The sequence below is a fragment of the Massilia sp. BGA-UO-ETr-WB1 genome (assembly GCF_059567845.1).
In genome coordinates this window covers 72,180-90,132 of sequence record NZ_JCAQOT010000021.1, presented here as the reverse complement: position 1 = coordinate 90,132, position 17,953 = coordinate 72,180, and the positions used below count along the sequence as shown (strand labels likewise).

The following is a 17,953-nucleotide window of genomic DNA, read 5'->3' as shown; positions in this document are numbered from 1 at the left end:
ACGCCGTTATAAAAAAATACACGAACTAATTGGCTTGCGGCAATTCCACGGCAGGCAGTTCGGCCACCGCGCGGCGGTGCCAGCGCCCGCCCAGCACCACTTCCAGCATCTGCTGCGTGCTTTGCCGCCAGGTGAGGTAGGGCATGGCGGAAGACGCCGGCGCCCGTCCATCCCTGTGCAGGGCCAGCCACTGCTGCAGCGCCAGCGCCAGCGCGGCGCCGTCGGCCGCCTCGAAATACCAGGCATGCTCGCCGCCCACTTCGCGGAACACCGGCAGGTCGCGCGCGATCACCGGCAGGCCGTGCTGCGCCGCCTCGATCAGCGGCAGGCCGAAGCCCTCGGCGGCCGAGGCGGCCAGCAGCGCCGCGCTGCGGCGGTACAGCTGCTGCAGCGTCTCGTCGCTGGCGCGCTCCAGCCAGAACAGGCGCCGCCCCAGTTCGGCGTGCCCGCGCAGGCGCTGCTGCAGCTGCGCCACTTCCCAGCCGGGCTTGCCGACGATGACCAGGCAAGTTTCGTTGGCCGGGCCGTCCTGCTGCCACAGCAGCTCCATGGCGTCCAGCGCCTGGGCGTGCATCTTGCGCGGCTCCAGCGTGCCCACCATCAGCAGCGCGGGGCGGCCGGCGATGGCCTCCAGCACGGCCTGGTCGCCGGCTTCGCTGCCGCTGGTGGGCAGGCTCGCTTCCAGGTCGGCGCCCAGGTGGCAATAGCCGATCGGCAGCGGCGCGGCGCGGCGCGGCGGCTGCTGTTCCAGGCGCTCGGCCAGTTCGTCGGCCACGGCGCGCGAAATGCAGACCACGCCGTCGGCCTGGCGGCACACCGCGTCCAGCCAGCGCTGGAACCAGGGCGCCATCGATTCGTGGAACATGGCCGGATGGCTCAGCGGCACCAGGTCGTACAGCATGAAGTACAGCCGCACGCCGTGGCGGCGCAGGCTGGCCAGCAGCGCTTCGTTGCGCGGCAGCTGGTCGGGGCACAGGTCCAGGCCCAGGAAGATGTCGCCGGCGCGCACGCGGATCGGGTCCGGCGCCGCGCCGGTGCCGGCGCCGTCCTGCAGCGCGTAGGCGTAGTAGCCGCCCGCGTCGTACACGGCGGCCACGCGGTAGCCCGCCGGCGGCGCGTCCGCCAGCGCCTGGTGCATGCTGCGCACCACGCGCTGGATGCCGGACCTGGCGTCGTGCTTGACCAGCTGCGACAGGTCGACCAGCAGCTGGGCCGGCTCGCCGGCCGGATTAACATTACGCGGCATTGCTGGTCCCTTCGGCCACCGGGGCTGCGGCATGCGGCGGCGCCGAGGTAGATGACGACGCCGATGGGGTTGCGGCGTGGCTGGCCCTGGCGGCGCCCGGCAGCGCGACGCTGCCCAGCACCATGCCGGCCCGTTCCAGGTCGGCATGCAGCTTTGCCAGGGCGGCGGCCAGTGCGGGCAGGGCGGCCGCGTCATCCAGGCCGCCTTCCAGGTGCGCTTGCTGCACGCCGATGTTCTGCAGCGCCGGGTCGGCTTCCTGCGCCGCGTCCAGGCGCAGCAGGCAGTCGCCTGGCTTGATGTCGGCCACCGTGTCTTCCAGGCCCAGCTGTTCGCAGCCGATGGCCTGCAGCGCGTAGCGGCGCGCGTAGTGGTAGCGCTGTTCGCGCAGCAGCACCGGTTCCACGCGCCAGCCCGCCAGCGGCTCGGCCAGCAGGGCTGCCAGCAGCGCGGGCGCGGTGTGCTCCAGCGCGGCGGCTTCCGCGCCGGCATCGGTGCCCGCCTCCGGTGCGGCCAGCGCGCTCACGTCCAGCAGCAGCTGGCGCGGGCCGGTGGCCGGCGCGTTGGCGGCGATGGCGGCCGCCACCTGCAGCCAGTCGTCCTCGGTCGGCGCCATGCTGGTGCTGATGGCGCCCAGGCCGTCCAGCAAGTCTTCGTAGCGCGCGCGCGGGCTGCTGTGGGCGAAATGCTCGATGGCGTCGCGGTACTGCTCGCCGATGCGGGCCGGGTGGTGCAGCGTGGCGATGTGCTCGACGCCGCGCAGCGCCTGCGCGCGCGCTTCCTCGGGCCGTTCGCGCAGGCGCTGCATGGCCGCGCCCAGCTGGTCCAGCGTGAATTCGTCCGGCAGCTTGATGACGATGTGCTCCGGCAGCTCGGCCGCCGAGCCGTGGCTGTTGATAATGGCCGGCACCTGGTGCGCCAGGCAGTCGAGCACCGTGCCCGAGGTCTCGCCGCGCGAGCGGGTGCGCAGCTGCACGGCGGCGTCGGCCGCCATCAGGTAGTGGCGGTACAGTTCCAGCGAGGCGAAGCCGGTGATCTTGATGCGCGGGTGGCGGGCGATGCGCGCCGACAGCGCGTTGCCGAAACTGTCGATGGCGTTCTCGCCGACGAACACCAGGTGGCAGCGCTCGTCCTGCGCGAGCGGCGAGGCCAGCCACGCTTCGACGATCTTGTCGTTGTACTTGGTGCGGCCCAGCAGGCCGAAAGAGCACATCAGGAAATCGCCTTCCTGCATGCCCACGGCGGCGCGCGCGGCGGCGCGCTCCAGCACCGGCGGCAGCACCCGCAGGTGCGGGATCATGCGCCAGTCCTGCGCCTGGCGCGGGCCGTACCACAGCGCCGCCAGCTCTTGCGAATGGCGCGAGTGCACCAGGATGCCGCTGGCGTGGTCCAGCACCGCCTTGTTGCATGGATAGCGGTAGTAGGACGCCTCGCGCCCCTCGGCGCGCTCGTGCGCCAGCGCCGGGTAGCCGTGCGAGGCATACAGCGCCTTGCCGTAGCCGTCCGCCGTGCCCGAGTGCAGGTAGTTGACCGCGCCGCTCAGGTAGAAGTCGTGCAGCATCACCACGCCGGGGTGGCGCTGCAGCAGGCCGAACATGTGGGCGTGGAAGGAGGAGTTGCCGAAGTTGTACAGCACGCGGTCGTAGCGGCCGCTGTTGGCCTCGAACCAGTCCACCGTGCGCGGCGTGAAGTTGGCCTGCAGCCAGCGCTCCTCCACCGCTTCCTGGGTCACCACCACGTCGATGTCGTAGTGGCGCGCCAGCTCGGGCAGCAGTTCGGCGCTGTAGTCGGCGATGCCGGAGCGTTCCGGCGGCAGCGGCGACACATAGGCCAGGCGCGGGCGGCGCGCCGGCGCGGCCAGGCCGCCGGCCGAAACGGCGCGGCGCTGATCCTGGCGGCGCGCGTGCACCTGCTCGAACGCGTCCAGCGCCTTGCGCGCGCTGGCGTCCCACGAGAACAGCTTGCACTGTTCCAGGCCGTGCGCGCGCAAGTCGGCGGCGAAATCGGGCGTGGTCAGCACCTGCTGCATCCTGGCGCAGATGTCGGCCACTTTATTCGGGTCGAACAGCGCGTCGGCGCGGCCGATCACTTCCGGGATGCTGCTGTTGTTGGAGCCGATCACCGGCACGCCGCAGGACATGGCTTCCAGCGCCGGCAGGCCGAAGCCCTCCTGCAGCGAGGGGAACACGAACAGGTCGGTCAGGTTGTACAGCGACACCAGGTCGTCGTCCGAGACGAAGCCGGTCAGCACCAGGTCGCCCTTCGGAATCTTGAAGCTGGCCGCCAGTGCCTGCAGGCGCAGGCGCTCGGCCTCGCCGATGCTGCACACCACGGCCAGCTGGTACTGCGCGCGCAGTTCTCCCGGCAGCATGGAATAGGCTTCGATCAGGCCTTCGATGTTCTTGCGGTAGTCGATGCCGCCGGTGTACATGATGTAGCCGCGCTGCAGGCCGAAGCGGTTCAGCAGTGCCTTCGCGTCGTCCGGCGCCAGCGTGCGCGGCTTGAAGATGGTGTCCACCGCCGACGAGATGTTGGCGATGCGTTCGCCCGGCAGCTGCAGCGCTTCCATCGCCTCCAGCCGCGAGTGGCCGGAAATGGCCAGCAGCAGCTCGGCGTTCTTCAGGCTTTGCAGCTTGCGGTAGTACCAGTTGGCCACGTTGGGGTCGGTCAGGTAGGTCTGCTTGCGCACCAGCGGGATCAGGTCGTACAGGGTGACGGCGCTGTCGAACTGGTTGCGGCTGTGCAGCGCCGACACGCAGGCGTCCTCGCCCAGGCCTTCGAACAGGCTGGACATGTGCACCACGTCCGGCGCCAGGCCGGCCAGGTAGTGCTCGCGCACCTGTTCGGCCGCGCGCAGGCGCCAGCTGTTCTGGGTCTGGTGCTCCCAGATCTGGGCCGGCAGCGCGTAGGCGCTGATGTGGGACTGCGGCAGCAGGCCGTCGAAGGTCTTGCGCAGCACCGCCACGCTGTCCGGGAAGCGGTTGTTGAGCACGATGCGGAAGTCGTGCTGGCCGCCCTGGCGCAGCATGCCCAGGGTCAGCGCCATCGAATAGCGGCCGATGCCGCGGTGCGTGCTGGAGCCCTGGCAGGCTTGCAGGTCTAATACGATACGCATAGTTTGGTTCTGGTCAGGAGTGGGTGGCGCGGCGGCGCAGGTCGTCCAGCACCTGGCGCGCGGCATCGGGGAGTTGGCTCGGCGCGCTGGGCGGCGGCGCGCCCGGCGCGGCGGCCACGGCGGCGGCCGCGTTCTGGCTCGCTTCCAGGCGCATCTTGAGCGAGCGCAGCAGCGGCACCATGAAGGGCAGGCGCGCGGCGTTGCGGCGCAGGAAGAACGACAGCTTGGGGCGCGCGGTGACGAAGCGCATGGTCCGGCGCAGCACGCCCTTCACGGCGCGCACGGCGAAGCCGCGCACGCGGCCCGGCTGGCGGCGCGCGTAGCGCGCGCTGCGCTGCAGCTGGAATTTGCTCCAGCGCAGCGGCCGCGTGATGCGCCACGACAGGCTGGCGTAGGTGGCTTGCAAGGTGGTTTCGGCGTGCACGGCGCGCGCGTTCAGGCCCGGCAGCTGGCCCTCGGCACTGCCGGCGCGCGCGGTCATCTGCGCCAGTTCGGCGGCCAGCTGGTCCGCCAGGCGGCCCTTGCGCTCCCATTCGGCCACGTGGGCGTTAGCCCACTGCGTGGCTTGCTCGGCGCGGGCGTCGGCGTCGCGCACGCGCACCAGCAGCTCGTCGATGGTGTGGCGGGCGTCGGCAATGGCGGCGCTGGTGTCGGCGCGCGCCTCGGCGGCGGCCTGGCGCGCGCCGGCCAGGTCGGCGCGGGCGTTGGCCGCCAGCGCGGACTGGTGCAGGCGTTCGGCGTCGGCGGCGGCGGTGGCCGCGTGCGCGGCGGCCAGGCGCATGCGCAGCTCTTCCAGCGGCCAGGCGCGCGGATGGCCTTCGCACAGCACGAAGCCGTCCGCCGGCTGCGCCGGCAGGGCCAGCCTGGCGGCCAGGCCGTCCACGCCGGCCTGTTCATCGGCCACGTAGAAATGGTTCACGCCGTCGGCCTGCGCCAGCTGGTAGCGCGCCGCCGGCAGCGCCGCCAGCGGCGCCGTATCGGCGCGCTTGAGCACGATCACCCACGGGCGCCAGCGCTGCAGGTCCAGGCCCGCCAGCAGTTCGGCCTCGGCTTCGCCGTCGGCGCTGCCCAGGTCCAGGTGCAGCAGGTGGATGGCGTCCGGCGCATGTTCTTCGCACACAGCGTTCAGCGTGCTCAGCGCCACCTCGCGCTGCAGCACCGGCTGGCCGGCCGCGCGCAGCGCGGCGGCGCGCGCCGGGTCCAGCGTGGACAGGCCGCTGCCGGGCACTTCATAGAACGGCACGCCGGCCTCGGCGCTGGCGGCGCCGGCCAGCGCCAGGCCCAGGCAGGTGTCGGCCGGGCGCGCCACGCGCAGGCGGCGCAGCAGGGTCTGGGCCGGTTCGATGTTGATGCCGCGCCAGCCCTGGGCGTACAGCGCGCAGGTCAGCGAGCCGCGTTCCGGGTCGGCCGCGCCGGCGTCGATGTAGAAGCCGTCGCGCACCCGGCCCAGCGCGCGCCACAGCAGCGCGTCTTCGAAATTGTCGGCGTACGAGGTCAGTATCATGGCTGCGCTCCGTGGCTGGCCATCTCGATGCGCGGATCGAGCCAGCTGCAGCCTTCAAAATAGGTATGCTTCAAATTCATCACTTCAAACACCAGCGCCAGGTCGCGCCATTCGTAGTTGTCGATCAGGTGGTTGTCGGCGCTGTGCAGCGCGGTGGCCACCGAATAGGTGCCCGGCCCCAGGTTGAGCGGGAAGCTGAAGCGGAACTCGAGCTGCTGGCCGCGCCGCACCGGCGGTATAGGGTGGCCCTTGTGGTAGGTGTTGGTGCCGAAGATGTTCTGGCCCAGGCGGTCCTTGATGCGGTAGCCCAGGGTCAGGTCCGGGATGTCGGCGTGCACGTCCACCCGCACCAGCAGCGTCACCTCGGTGCCGGTGCCGTGCACCTCGGCCGGCTCGCCGCGCTCGTTGAGCAGGGCGATGCGGCCCACGGTCGCTTCGCCGCTGCCGGAAATGGTCTGCACCTTGCCGTTTTCCGTGGTTTCCTGGCGCACGTTGTCGCCTTCGCGCTCGGCCAGCATGGCGTTGTACAGGTCCATGATCTCTTCCGGCGTGCCTTCCTTGCTGATGCGCCCGCCGTCCAGCAGGATGGCGCGGTCGCAGATCGACTGGATCGCGCCCTTGTCGTGCGACACGATTAGCAAGGTGGTGCCCAGCGCGCGGAAGGCGCGGATGCGCTCGAAGCTCTTGTGCTGGAAATAGGCGTCGCCCACCGACAGCGCCTCGTCCACGATCAGCACGTCCGGGCGGCGCGCGGTGGCCACGGCGAACGCCAGGCGCATCTGCATGCCGCTCGAATACACGCGCACCGGCTGGTCGATGTATTCGCCGATTTCGGCGAAGGCCTCGATGTCCGGCATCAGGGTGGTGATCTCGTCGACCGTCAGGCCGATCAGCTGGCCGGCCATGTAGGCGTTCTGGCGCCCGGTGAAATCGGGATGGAAGCCCATGCCCAGTTCCAGCATGGCGGCCACGCGGCCGTGCATCTCCACGCTGCCCACGCTGGCGGCGGCGGTGCCGGTGATCAGCTTGAGCAGGGTGCTCTTGCCGGCGCCGTTGATGCCGATGATGCCCAGCGCCTGGCCGGGGCGCACCGAGAAGGTGATGTCCTTCAGCACCCAGATGGTCTGGTGGCGCGCCTTGCCGGACGGCGACAGCCATTCCAGCAGGCGGGCGCGGTGGCTGGGATAACGTTTGTAGGCCTTGCCCAGGTTGCTGACTCGTATGCTGCCGTTCACAGTTCGTCCACCATTTCTCCCGCGCGCTTGCGGAACAGTTGCATGCCCAGCAGGCACAGTACGCAGGCCAGCGCCAGCGCCGGCAGCAGGCTGCCCCACTGCGGCAGCCGGTGCGCGACCAGGATGTCTTGATAGGCCATGATCACCGGCGCCATCGGGTTCCACGCCAGCATGCCGCGCGCTTCGGCCGGCAACGCCGCCACCGGGTAGACCACCGGCGTGAACCAGAACCAGAACTGCAGGCTGATCGAGAAGAACTGGCCGACGTCGCGGAAGAACACGTTCAGCACCGCCAGCACCATGCCCAGGCCGATGGCCAGCAGCACCTGCACCGCCAGCACCGGGAACACGGCGAAGTAGGTCCAGCCGGGGAAATTGCCCGAAATGACGAGGAACACCGTGAACAGGCCGAAGATGATGGCGAAATTGAGGCCGGCGTTGAGCACCACGATGACCGGCAGGCACAGGCGCGGGAAGTTGATCTTCTTGATCAGGCCGGCGTTGTCGATGAACACGCTCTGCGCCTTGGAGGTGATCTCGGCGAACAGGTTCCACGTCAGCACGCCGGCGCACAGGTAGATGCTGTAGGCGAAGGTGGAGTCGCTGCCGGGCAGGCGCGAGCGCATCACCTGGGCGAACACCACCGTGTAGACCAGGATCATGGCCAGCGGGTTGAGCACGGTCCAGGCCGCGCCGAGGATGGAATTGCGGTACTTGGACTGGAATTCGCGCTGGACGCTGCCGAGGATGAAGCCGCGATAATTGGCGATGTTGCGCAGGCGGCCCAGGATCACCATGGGCGGGCTCCTGCGCCGTGTTGCGGGGAAAAAACGGTCATGTATGGATTCACAAAGAGAAAATGGGCGGCGCCGGACTGCCGGGGCGCGCGAAACCGGCGATTATACTTTATGGTCAAAAATGCTACGGGGTGCCCTCGACCAGTTTCTGCAGCGCCTGCGGCTTGACGATGATGATGCGGTGGGTTTCCTTTTGAATAATGCCTTGCTGCACCAGCGTCAGCAGCGCCCGCGTGACGGTTTCGCGGCTGGTGTTGATCATATTGGCAATATCCTGGTGGGTGGGCAGGTTCTCCACCACGTCCGGCCCCCCCGGCTCGGTCTTTTTCATCTGCACCAGGAAGGTGTAGATGCGGCGCGTGGTGTTGTTGATGCTGAGCAAGGAACGGAATTCCGAGTCGCGCTGGATTTTCGCGGCCAGGTGGCGCAGCATCTGGTTGGCCACCGACGGCGAGTGCGAAAACAGGTGCAGCGCGGCCGGCGCCGGCAGGAAGGCCACCAGCACCGGCGTCATCGCCACCACCGAGGCGGTGCGCTTGGAGCCGTTGATGACGGCGATTTCGCCGAAAAAGTCGCCCGGCGCCAGCATGCGCAGGCCGATGGCGCGGCCATCCTCGGTCACGTCGATCACTTGCAGGGAACCGGACAGCAGGAACAGCAGGCCGTCGCCCTCGCCGCCTTTTTGCAGCACGATGTCGCGCTTGGCGTGTTGCCGGAAGCGCAGGTCGCCCTTGATTTTCTGCATCTCCTCGTCGCTCAGGCCGGCCAGCAGCGGAATCTTGCGCAGGTGCACCTGCACATTCTGGGTGGCCGCGTCGGCGGCCGGGGCTGCGGCCGCCGTGGCTTCGGAGTTGGCCGGCGCGTCCGGCGTATCGTTCGGGTTGGTCATGGGCGTATTCTACAAAACTGTTGCGGCCAGCGGCGCGGCGGCGCCGCGCCACAGCCAGACCAGCGCGCCGGCGCAGGCGATGCCGGCCGCGTTGGCGGCCTGGTCGCGCCAGCTGAAGCCGCGTCCCGGCACCAGCTGCTGCAGGCATTCGATCAGCCAGCCGGCCACCAGCAGGCCCAGCAGGGTCCAGCCGTAGGCCGCCGGCGTGGTGGCCAGCCGCGCGGCCAGTCCGGCCAGGCCGAAGTAGGCGGCGAAATGCAGCAGCTTGTCGTTGGGCAGGCGCGGCAGCCATTCATTCGGCACCAGGCAGCCGCCCAGCACTGCGGCGGCAGCGCCGGCGAACATTATCAGGTCCCACGGCATAAAAACACAACTTTCAAGGTAAGCAATTGTAAGGTGATGCGGGCTACCTCCGGTAGCCGCCACCGATGTTCAGGTAAGCAATTGTAAGGCGGGCCGGACTGGCTCCGGTAGCCGCCGCCCATGTTCAGGTAGCAATTGTAAGGCGGGCCGGGCTGGTGCCGGCGGCCGCCGCCGATGTCCCGGGCGGGCTACCACCCGTACATGTGCCAGCTGAGCTGGAGTTGGCGGGCGCGGTACTGGAACAGAGATACATTGTCGCGGTTGTTGGTCACGCGCCATTCCAGGTGCAGCGCCTGGTCGCGCGTGAGCGCGTACACCAGCGTGGCGCGCGCCGACGTAATGGCTTGGCGCCGCACGGTGTCGATCAGGCCCGGCGAGTAGGGCTGCTGGCCGGCCCAGTGGTTGCGGTTGAGCTCGAGCTCGCCCTTGAGCGCGCCGATCAGCGGGCGCTGCACGCCCAGCCGCGCCGACCAGCCGTCGCGGTCGCCGCCCGGGCGGCTGCCGCTGGCGTGGTCGTGCACATAGCCGGCGCTGAACTGCGCCTGGGTCGGCTCGCCGCGGTAGGACAGCACGCCGCGCAGCTCGGCGGTGCCGCCGTCGAATTCGCTGAGCGTCTTGTAGGTGGTGTAGCCCAGCCCGGCCTGCAGGCTCAGCTCGAGCCCGGCCGGCAGCTTGACCGGCGGCGTGGCGCGCACCTGCAGCAAGCCCTGCTCCTGGTACAGCCGCCCGCCCAGGGTCAGCACGCCCAGCGTGGCCGTGCCGCGCAGGCGCCAGCGGCCCCAGCGCCACGGATGCTCGGCGCCCACCAGCAAGGCGGCGGTATTGTAGCTGGACAGCGAATCGTGGCCGCGCAGCTGCAGCTGCACGAAGCCGACGTCGCCGTTCTGGCCCAGCTCGCGCAGGTAGTCGCCGGTGAAGGCCGTGTACTGGTCGCTGCGCGGCCGGTATTCGGGCAGCAGTTCCAGCGGCGTGCCGTTTTCCGGCGTGTAGAATTGGCTGCTGGCGCCCTGGTTGACGTTGCTGTCGGTGCCGCGCGCCACCGCCACCGCCCACTGGCTGAGCGCTTTCGGCCCATGGCAGCCGCCCTTGCGCTGCTGCTCGATGATTTCCATGATGCCGGCGCCCGGGTCGAAGCGCGACTCGACGTCGCGGAATAGCGCCTCGGCCTCGCGCTTGTTGCCCAGCGCGCAATGCAGCATGGCCAGGTCCAGCCATTCGCCGGCGTTCTGCGGGCCCTGCGCCGTCATCTGGGCCAGGATCTGGCCGGCTTCGCTCTGGCGGCCGTCCGAAATGGCCTGCAGCGCGCGCAGATACAGGTCCTCGGCTTCCGCCGCGTGGGCGGAGCCGGCCAGCAGCACGGCGCACAGCAAGGCGTACAAACGTATTTTCAAAGTATTCCTTCTTCTTCCGGCGCCAGGGCGGCCAGCGTGTAGAGCGTGGTGGGGCGGTCGCGGCCGCGCAGCAGCGTCTCGCCGATGCGGCGCAACGGCTGGCGCCGCGCCAGCGCGGCCGTTCCGGGGCCGACTATCACATCATAGGGGTAGTCGCGCGCCGCCGTCTCCAGCCGCGACGCGACGTTCACGCTGTCGCCCACGGCGGTGTAGATGCTGCGCGAGGACGAGCCGAAGTCGCCGGCCATGGCGTGCCCGCTTTCAATGCCGATGCGCACCCGCACCGGCGCCAGGCCGTGCGCGGCGCGCGCCGCGTTGAACGGGCGCAGCGCGGCAATGATGGCGCCGGCCGCCTCCAGCGCCTGGTCGGCGTGGTCCGGCACCGCCAGCGGCGCGCCCCAGAACGCCACCAGGCCGTCGCCGGTGTACTTGTCCAGCGTGCCGCGCGCGGCCAGCACCGGGCCGGTCAGGCAGTCGAGGAAGTCGCGCGTGAGCTGCGCGGCCTGCTCCAGCGGCAGGTTGGCCACATGATTCGTATAGCCCTGCATGTCGGCGATCAGCGTGGTCACTTCGCACAGGCTGGGCGCCAGCGGGTCGGCCAGGTCGCTGCGCAGCAGCTCGTCGACCACCGCGTCGGCCACGTACTGGCGCAGCGTGCCGAGCAGGCGGCGCGACTGGCGCTGCGCCAGCTGCCAGGCGAACGGCACGCCGGCCGCCAGCAGGAACAGGATGCTCCACAGCGGGCCGACGGTAGAGAACACGGCGTCGTGCGGCACGGCCACATAGGCCAGCGCCAGCCACAGCAGGCCGGCCGCGCACAGCAGCGCCACGTTGGCCAGCGCCGACAGGCGCGGCAGGGTCCAGGCCGTCAGCAGCGCCAGTGCGCCTGTGAACACCAGTGCAATGGCGCGTCCCGGCCACGGCGCCGGCGCCAGGCCGGCCCGCGCGTCGAGCTGGGCGGTGAGGGCGGCCGCATGCACCAGCAGGCCGCTGGTGTTGGCGCTGATGGGGGTGGCCACGCGGTCGGACAGGCCCAGCGAGGACGAGCCGATCAGCACCAGCTTGTCGCGGATCAGCTCGGCCGGCGCGCCCAGGTCCAGCACGGCGGCGGCGGGGATCACGGCGTAGGCCTCCCAGCTGCGGCTGTAGGGCAGGCGGCGCATGCCGCCGCCACCGGCCATGCCGCCGGTGGGGCCACTGCCGTGTTCTGCCGCGTTTGCGCTCCCCCCGCAGCAGCTCAGCAGGGCCAGCGACAGGGTGGGGAACAGCCGGCCTTCGAACCAGGTCTGCATCGGCAGGCGCCGTATCATGCCATCCTGGTCGGGAACGAAGCCGATATTGCCGATGTGGGCCGCGCGTGCCAGCCCGGCGTGGTTGGCCACATAGCCGCTGGCGGCCAGCGCGTCCCCGCGCGGCGCCGGCGTGCCGCCGGTGAGCTGGCCCACCCGCAGCGGCAGGTTGCCGTTGTAGTCGAAGGCCTGCGGCAGCACCACCGGGCCGTGTTCGGCCAGCACCGCCAGGCGCTGGTCGCCGCCGGCGTCGGCCCGCTCGGGCAGCACCAGGTCCAGCGCCACCGCGCGCGCGCCGTAGTGGCCCAGCAATTGTTCCACCAGCGTGGCCAGGCGCTCGCGCGGCCACGGCCACGGGCCGGCCTTGGCCAGGCTGGATTCATCGATGTCGATCACGGCCATGCGCTCTTCCGGCGCATCCGAAGCCTGCACCCGGATCAGCTGGTCGCGCAGCCACTCGTCCACCAGCTGGGCATGCGGCCCGCCGGCCTGCCACTGCGGCCACGCGGTCAGCAGCACCGCCACCAGCGCGATCAGGACGCGGATGGCGGCAACGGGCACGGCGGGAATGCGTTGCAGGACCGAAAACTTCATGGCAAAAAAAGTGGGGCGCGCCGCAGGGCGCGCAGAGCAAGGAATAACCGGCAAGTATAACGCCTAGAGGAGGGAAGCTGTAAGGGTTGTTGCTGATAATGCATCGAAAATATTGCCCTGTCGCACGGTGTGGCTGGAATACGTGAGAAATGGTAACAGCCATGGAAGGGTTGTTGGCGGTGGGCTACACTCCGCCAGAAGATGCCCACGCCGCGTGCGCAATCCGCAGGCGGCTGTGATCGCTGTCACAGAAAATGTGCAGGAAAGGCGGAAAATGTGAAAAAAAGGAGTATTCCCATGTTGCCTGTTAAATTATCCCCACTGCCGCTGCGCGGCCTGCGGCGCGCCATTGCAGGCGTGGCTGCGCTTGCGCTTTATGTGGGCGGCGGCATGGCATACGCCGGCGAAGCCGGCCGCATCGTCTTCGTCAGCGGCGAGGTGCGCAGCACCAAAGGCGTGGCCGCCATGGGCGACGCGATCCAGGAAGGCGACGAACTGAGCACCGGCAAGGATGGCTACGTCTACCTGAAAACCATCGACGACGGCCTGCTGATCCTGCGCCCGGCCAGCCGCGCGCGCATCGTGTCCTACTATATAGATAAGGCCAACCCGGCTAACACCCGCGTCAAGCTGGAATTGCTGTCGGGCGTGGCCCGCGCCGTGTCCGGCAGCGGCGTCAAGCAGGCACGCCAGAATTTCCGCTTCAATACGCCGGTGGCCGCCATCGGCGTGCGCGGCACTGATTTCACCGTCTACACCGACCAGGAAACCTCGAACGTCACCGTGCTGTCGGGCGCCATCGTGGTCAGCGGCTTCGGCGGCGCCTGCGCCCCGGGCGGCACCGGTCCGTGCGAGCACGCCGCCAGCCGCGAACTGGCCGCCGGCCAGGTTGGCCAGGTGCTGCAGGTTAAGCGCGGCGAAGCCGTGCCGCGCGTGCTGAGCGGCGGCGCGCTGGTGCCGGACCAGGTGGCCCCGCCGCGCCCGGACGAGCCGTCGGCCAAGGCCGGCACTGCGGCGCCGGTGCAGGGGCTGGGCGAGCCCAGCCTGGACGCGCAGAAGGCTGCGGCCGCGCTGCAGCAGCAAAGTTTCGTGGTGCGCCCGTCGACGGAGACCAACCCGCCGACCCAGCCGGTGCTGCCGCCGGTGCCGCCGGTGGTGGACGTTCCAGTTGACACTGGCGGGATCACTCCACCCGTGGTCCCGCCGCCCGATCCTGTGGTGGTGCCGACCAAGCAGATCGTCTGGGGCCGCTGGGCTGCCGTGATGAACCAGTCCGCCAATGTCGATCCTGCCAAGCTTACGGCCGAGAAGGCCAAGCGCATGGCGCAGAACTCGTATTATTCGATCTTCCTGACAGCCGGCGCCGACTGGCAGGTGCCGCAGCAGGGCACCATGGGTTTTTCGCTGCAAAACAGCGAAGCCTTTATGCTGGACGTGCCAACTCAAACCAAGAGCGCGGCCAGCGTCCATAACGGTGTATTGCAGGTTGATTTCGGCAAAGGCACTTTCGCCACTTCGCTGGATTTTGTCGCCGGCAGCGATACTTATAAGCTGCGTTCGGATGGCTACGTCGGCAGCAATGGCCAATTGACCGGCAATGGCGAAGTATTCCGGCCGACGAATATGACGGTCAACGGTACACTGGGCCCGGACAACAATGCAGCCTACATATTCTCATCCAGGCTGAATGCCACCAAGTCCGCCAATGGCATTACTTATTGGACCAAGTAATTTCAGTGCGTCCGCGTAAAGCCGGGTGCCGCAGCGAAAGCGCGGCACCCGGCTTTTTCTTTGGGCGGCCGAGTATTCCGGGTGTGGGTTTCATTCGGACTCGACACGCCCCGGCATGGCAACTGTCATGATAGAAGCATCAACTTTGTAATTTCACGCCATTTGTGCGCTGCTTAATCCAAGTGCTGGCTAACATGCCAGTTTGCAAACTAGGAACTATTGATTTCCCCACAGTGTTCTCCGATAATGCAACGCGGGCTTTTTTATCGAATTATTTGTGTAAAAAAACTGACAAATGCCTTGACGTGTGACGTACGTCACATAAATCGCAAATGTCTTCTGCCATGATGGCAACCGTAGTACTGCAAGCATCTCAGCAAGCAGCTCACCAATCTCTAGGAGTGTTTTTAATGGCTACCACCGCTACCGAAATTCAAGCATTGTACGTTGCTTACTTCAACCGTCCAGCCGACGTGCTGGGCCTGCAATTCTGGCTGGACCGCGCCAACGCATCCCCTAACGGCGCCGACGCTGTTGCTAACGAATTCAGCAACTCGGACGAATACCGCGACCTGTACGCAAGCAAGACTTCGGCTGAGATCGTCGACGCAATCTACATGAACCTGTTCGGCCGTCACGCTGAAGCAGCTGGTCTGGTTTACTGGGCACTGAAGCTGGACAAAGGCGAACTGAACATCGGTAACGTTGCCCGCATCATCTCGACCAGCGCCCAGAACGAAGATCTGGTCGCTATCAACTCGAAAGTAAGCGCTGCTGAACAGTTCACCGCTTCCCTGACCGAAGCTTCGGAAATCCTGGGCTACTCCGGCGACGCAGCAAACGCTGTTGCCAAGACCTGGCTGGCTGGCATCACCGACGAAGCCACCCTGGCAACTGCCACCACCGAAGCTGCTCTGCAAGCTGTTTCCGACGCAGCCGTTGCTGCGCACGACGCCGTTGCAAACGCACCAAAAACCCTGCTGCTGACCGCAGGCGTTGACACCCTGGTTGGCGGCGCTGGCAACGACCAGTTCATCGCTGACAACACCGGCACCAACACCACCGGCCTGGCTGACGTCCTGACCGGCGGCGCCGGCACCGACACCCTGACCGTGTACGGTTTCGCGACCGCCGACGGCGTGCCACAACTGAGCGGTATCGAAAACGTTACCCTGGACAACTCGGCTGCTGGCGCAACCATCTCCCTGGTTAACGCTACCGGTCTGCAGCGCGTTACCGTGCAAGCTGCTGCTGGCGCAACCGACACCACCGTTGGCGCAGGCGTAGTTGTAGCCCTTGCCAACAATGCCCTGGTAACCGGCGCACAAGTCGTAGACTTCGGCGCTAGCGCAACTTCGGCCACCCTGGAACTGAACAACGTGAACACCAGCACCGGTGTGGACGTTGAAGTTCAAGGCGCGAAAGTTGCAACCCTGAACCTGAAAACCACCGGCGCTGCAAGCTCGGTTGGCCAGCTGGAAGTTGACGCTGCAGTGGAAACCGTGGTGATCACCGGCGACCAGAACCTGACCATCATCGACGCAGTTGAAGAAGCTGTGACCTCGATCGATGCTTCCGCTTTCACCGGCAAGCTGAACGTGATCACCGCCAACCAGGCTACCACTCCTGACGCAGCAGTTGGCGGCGTGGACGTAACCGATATCACCGTTAAAGGCGGTACCGGCGCCGACACCATCAACGTGGCCGCCAATTCAGCAGACAACGAAATCACCGTTGACGCTGGCGCGGGCGACGACACCGTTGTGATCAAAACCGGCGTTGCTTACGCTGCTGCGACCGCAACCAATGCTGGCGATTCGATCAAGGGCGGTGACGGCAACGACACCCTGTCGATCGACGGCAACGTGAACGCTTCGGACATGTCCGGCGTTGTTTCCGGCTTCGAAGTTCTGAACTTCACCGCCTCCGCTGGTGGTACCGACATGTCGGTCAACAAGCTGGGCTTCACCAACATCCGTTCGACCGGCGACGCAGTTGACGTGGTCCTGACCGGTGTGGCTGCCAACTCCACCTTCACCATCGGTGGCGACGGTTCCGACCTGAGCGCAGCTATCGGCACCGACACCTCGGCTGACGTGCTGAACGTTGTTCTGGAAAGCACTGGCGTAGTGACCGGCTCGGCTATCGTTGCCACCAACTACGAAACGCTGAACATCAACTCGACCAAGCTGGCTGCTGATGCTGCTACCGCTGCCAACCGTATCGCTACGGTTAGCGCAACTTCGGCTACCAAAGTCAACATCACCGGCGCCACCAACCTGATCGGTGGCACCATCACCGCTAAAGCTGGTGCGACCATCGACGCGTCCGCTTACACCGGCGACCTGACCGCAGTAACCTTCGGCAGCTCGGTGAAATCCTACCTGGGCGGCACCGGCAAAGACCAGATCAGCCTGCTGGCTGGTGACCTGAAGCAAGGCAACACCTTCGCCGGTGGCGCTGGTGCTGACACCCTGGCAGTAACCGCTAGCTCCGCACAGGATCTGGGTATCGTTGGCCTGACCGGTTTCGAGAAAGTCACCCTGACCTCGAACACCGCTGCTGGCGACACCGTGGTTGCCGACCTGCGTAACGTAACCGATCTGGCGGACCTGACGATCGTTGCTGGCGATGTAACCGACAACTTCACCCTGAACCGTCTGTCGGCTGACACCACCCTGACCATCGGCAGCAGCCTGGGCAACGTGGTTACCACCGTCAACACCGGCACCGAGCAGAAAGTGGCCTTCACCGGCAACTACACCATCGGCAGCCTGACCCTGGACTCCGGTACCACCACCCTGACCATCACTTCGGATGACGGCGACACCACCGAGAACGAAGCTGGCGCAGTGTTCACCTCGCTGTCGGGTACCTCGCTGACCACCATCAAAGTGGCTGGCCTGGACACCACCACCTTGGGTACCCTGAGCACCACCGTTACCTCGGTGGACGCTTCGGCATCGAAAGGCGCGCTGTCGGTTACCGCTTCCGCTACCGCAACCAAGATCATCGGTTCGCAAGTTGCTGACACCATCACCGGCGGCGGCGCTGCAGACACCATCACCGGCGGCAAAGGCAACGACACCCTGGACGGCGGCGCTGGTTCGGACACCTACGTATTCGCTGACACCGGCGCAAACAACGGTACCGACACCATCACCGTCGTGGCTGGCGGCGCTGGCGACAAGTTCAACTTCAAGGCCTTCATCGCATCCGCGTCGATCGACCAGAACGCTGCTGCCGGCACCGGCATCAACGCCTACGGCTCGGCCAGCGTTGCTGACGTTGATGTGACCAACAAGATTGCGCTGTACTCGGATGCAATCACCACCAACATCGACACCGCAACCGAGATCGCTGCTCTGATCCAAGGTGCTGGCGATGCATTCAGCCTGACCGCTGGCGGCAAAACCATCCTGATCACCGGCGATGCTACCGGCGCGAACGCTGTGTTCAATGTCTGGTACGTTGACGACACCCTGGACGGCGCCACCGGCACCATCTCGGCAACCGACGTTGTTCTGGTTGGCACCAACTCGGCCAACCTGGATCTGGACACCCTGCTGACCAGCAACTTCTCGCTGTAATCATTCAGTTCCCTCCTTTCCGGAGGGAATGCGATGCGCGGGTGTTCTTCCAAGGACACTCGCATAAACACCCTGCGGTTCATTCCGCAGGGTGTTTTTTTTGGTGGATGTGATTCCCATTGGTAAAAATTTGTGATGCACATCACATTTGATGAGCGTTTTAAGCGATAATGTATGTGCCCGGCGTGATGCGCCGTTTTTGCTGTTCATGC

At 67.1% G+C, this 17,953-nt stretch carries 12 protein-coding genes; 2 read left to right on the top strand and 10 right to left on the bottom strand.

What is annotated here, in order from left to right; all coding sequences use genetic code 11:
* Window positions 1–25: 25 nt before the first annotated feature.
* The 9 genes from AC56DV_RS05040 to AC56DV_RS05000 all read right to left on the bottom strand — a co-directional run bounded on the left by AC56DV_RS05040 (window position 26) and on the right by AC56DV_RS05000 (window position 12,420).
* Entirely contained in the window at window positions 26–1,246 is a 1,221-nt protein-coding gene (locus AC56DV_RS05040) for a glycosyltransferase family 4 protein (RefSeq protein WP_496313213.1), read from the bottom strand.
* Window positions 1,236–4,358 (bottom strand): glycosyltransferase, encoded by a 3,123-nt coding sequence (locus AC56DV_RS05035; RefSeq protein WP_496313212.1) that lies wholly within the window; start codon window positions 4,356–4,358, stop codon window positions 1,236–1,238. The genes AC56DV_RS05040 and AC56DV_RS05035 overlap by 11 nt, the downstream gene beginning before the upstream one ends.
* Before the next feature lie 13 nt (window positions 4,359–4,371).
* A complete protein-coding gene (locus AC56DV_RS05030) occupies window positions 4,372–5,862 on the bottom strand; it encodes an FkbM family methyltransferase (protein WP_496313211.1) in 1,491 nt (496 codons plus the stop codon).
* The gene (locus tag AC56DV_RS05025) at window positions 5,859–7,097 is read right to left on the bottom strand and encodes an ABC transporter ATP-binding protein (protein ID WP_496313210.1); all 1,239 of its coding nucleotides are present in this window, start codon (window positions 7,095–7,097) and stop codon (window positions 5,859–5,861) included. Before AC56DV_RS05025 ends, AC56DV_RS05030 begins: the two co-directional genes overlap by 4 nt.
* A complete protein-coding gene (locus tag AC56DV_RS05020; protein WP_496313209.1) occupies window positions 7,094–7,894 on the bottom strand; it encodes an ABC transporter permease in 801 nt (266 codons plus the stop codon). The genes AC56DV_RS05025 and AC56DV_RS05020 overlap by 4 nt, the downstream gene beginning before the upstream one ends.
* Before the next feature lie 124 nt (window positions 7,895–8,018).
* On the bottom strand, window positions 8,019–8,783 hold the full coding sequence (locus AC56DV_RS05015; RefSeq protein ID WP_496313208.1) for a Crp/Fnr family transcriptional regulator: 765 nt from the start codon (window positions 8,781–8,783) through the stop codon (window positions 8,019–8,021).
* A 9-nt stretch (window positions 8,784–8,792) separates the two neighbouring features.
* The gene (locus AC56DV_RS05010; protein ID WP_496313207.1) at window positions 8,793–9,128 is read right to left on the bottom strand and encodes a VanZ family protein; all 336 of its coding nucleotides are present in this window, start codon (window positions 9,126–9,128) and stop codon (window positions 8,793–8,795) included.
* Between the two features lie 206 nt (window positions 9,129–9,334).
* Window positions 9,335–10,537: a tetratricopeptide repeat protein gene (locus AC56DV_RS05005; protein WP_496313206.1), complete on the bottom strand. Its 1,203-nt coding sequence runs from the start codon at window positions 10,535–10,537 to the stop codon at window positions 9,335–9,337.
* Window positions 10,534–12,420 carry a CHASE2 domain-containing protein gene (locus AC56DV_RS05000; protein WP_496313205.1) on the bottom strand — a complete coding sequence of 629 codons (1,887 nt, stop codon included), beginning with the start codon at window positions 12,418–12,420 and terminating at the stop codon, window positions 10,534–10,536. Before AC56DV_RS05000 ends, AC56DV_RS05005 begins: the two co-directional genes overlap by 4 nt.
* A 297-nt stretch (window positions 12,421–12,717) precedes the next feature.
* On the opposite strand from AC56DV_RS05000, the gene AC56DV_RS04995 reads away from it, so the two are divergent.
* Together AC56DV_RS04995 and AC56DV_RS04990 are read left to right on the top strand one after the other, a co-directional pair.
* Entirely contained in the window at window positions 12,718–14,151 is a 1,434-nt protein-coding gene (locus tag AC56DV_RS04995) for a FecR family protein (RefSeq protein ID WP_496313204.1), read from the top strand.
* A gap of 410 nt (window positions 14,152–14,561) precedes the next feature.
* Window positions 14,562–17,741 carry a DUF4214 domain-containing protein gene (locus AC56DV_RS04990; protein WP_496313203.1) on the top strand — a complete coding sequence of 1,060 codons (3,180 nt, stop codon included), beginning with the start codon at window positions 14,562–14,564 and terminating at the stop codon, window positions 17,739–17,741.
* On the opposite strand, the gene AC56DV_RS04985 is transcribed toward AC56DV_RS04990, so the two are convergent.
* The gene (locus tag AC56DV_RS04985; protein WP_496313202.1) at window positions 17,742–17,951 is read right to left on the bottom strand and encodes a hypothetical protein; all 210 of its coding nucleotides are present in this window, start codon (window positions 17,949–17,951) and stop codon (window positions 17,742–17,744) included.
* Between the last annotated feature and the right edge of the window lie 2 nt (window positions 17,952–17,953).

Excerpts from the sequence above, each read along its gene's own strand:
- AC56DV_RS05040 (WP_496313213.1), bottom strand. The coding sequence starts at position 1,246 with ATGCCGCGTAATGTTAATCCGGCCGGCGAGCCGGCCCAGCTGCTGGTC.
- AC56DV_RS05035 (WP_496313212.1), bottom strand. The coding sequence starts at position 4,358 with ATGCGTATCGTATTAGACCTGCAAGCCTGCCAGGGCTCCAGCACGCAC.
- AC56DV_RS05030 (WP_496313211.1), bottom strand. The coding sequence starts at position 5,862 with ATGATACTGACCTCGTACGCCGACAATTTCGAAGACGCGCTGCTGTGG.
- AC56DV_RS05020 (WP_496313209.1), bottom strand. The coding sequence starts at position 7,894 with ATGGTGATCCTGGGCCGCCTGCGCAACATCGCCAATTATCGCGGCTTC.
- AC56DV_RS05015 (WP_496313208.1), bottom strand. The coding sequence starts at position 8,783 with ATGACCAACCCGAACGATACGCCGGACGCGCCGGCCAACTCCGAAGCC.
- AC56DV_RS05010 (WP_496313207.1), bottom strand. The coding sequence starts at position 9,128 with ATGTTCGCCGGCGCTGCCGCCGCAGTGCTGGGCGGCTGCCTGGTGCCG.
- AC56DV_RS05000 (WP_496313205.1), bottom strand. The coding sequence starts at position 12,420 with ATGAAGTTTTCGGTCCTGCAACGCATTCCCGCCGTGCCCGTTGCCGCC.
- AC56DV_RS04995 (WP_496313204.1), top strand. The coding sequence starts at position 12,718 with ATGTTGCCTGTTAAATTATCCCCACTGCCGCTGCGCGGCCTGCGGCGC.
- AC56DV_RS04990 (WP_496313203.1), top strand. The coding sequence starts at position 14,562 with ATGGCTACCACCGCTACCGAAATTCAAGCATTGTACGTTGCTTACTTC.
- AC56DV_RS04985 (WP_496313202.1), bottom strand. The coding sequence starts at position 17,951 with ATGAACAGCAAAAACGGCGCATCACGCCGGGCACATACATTATCGCTT.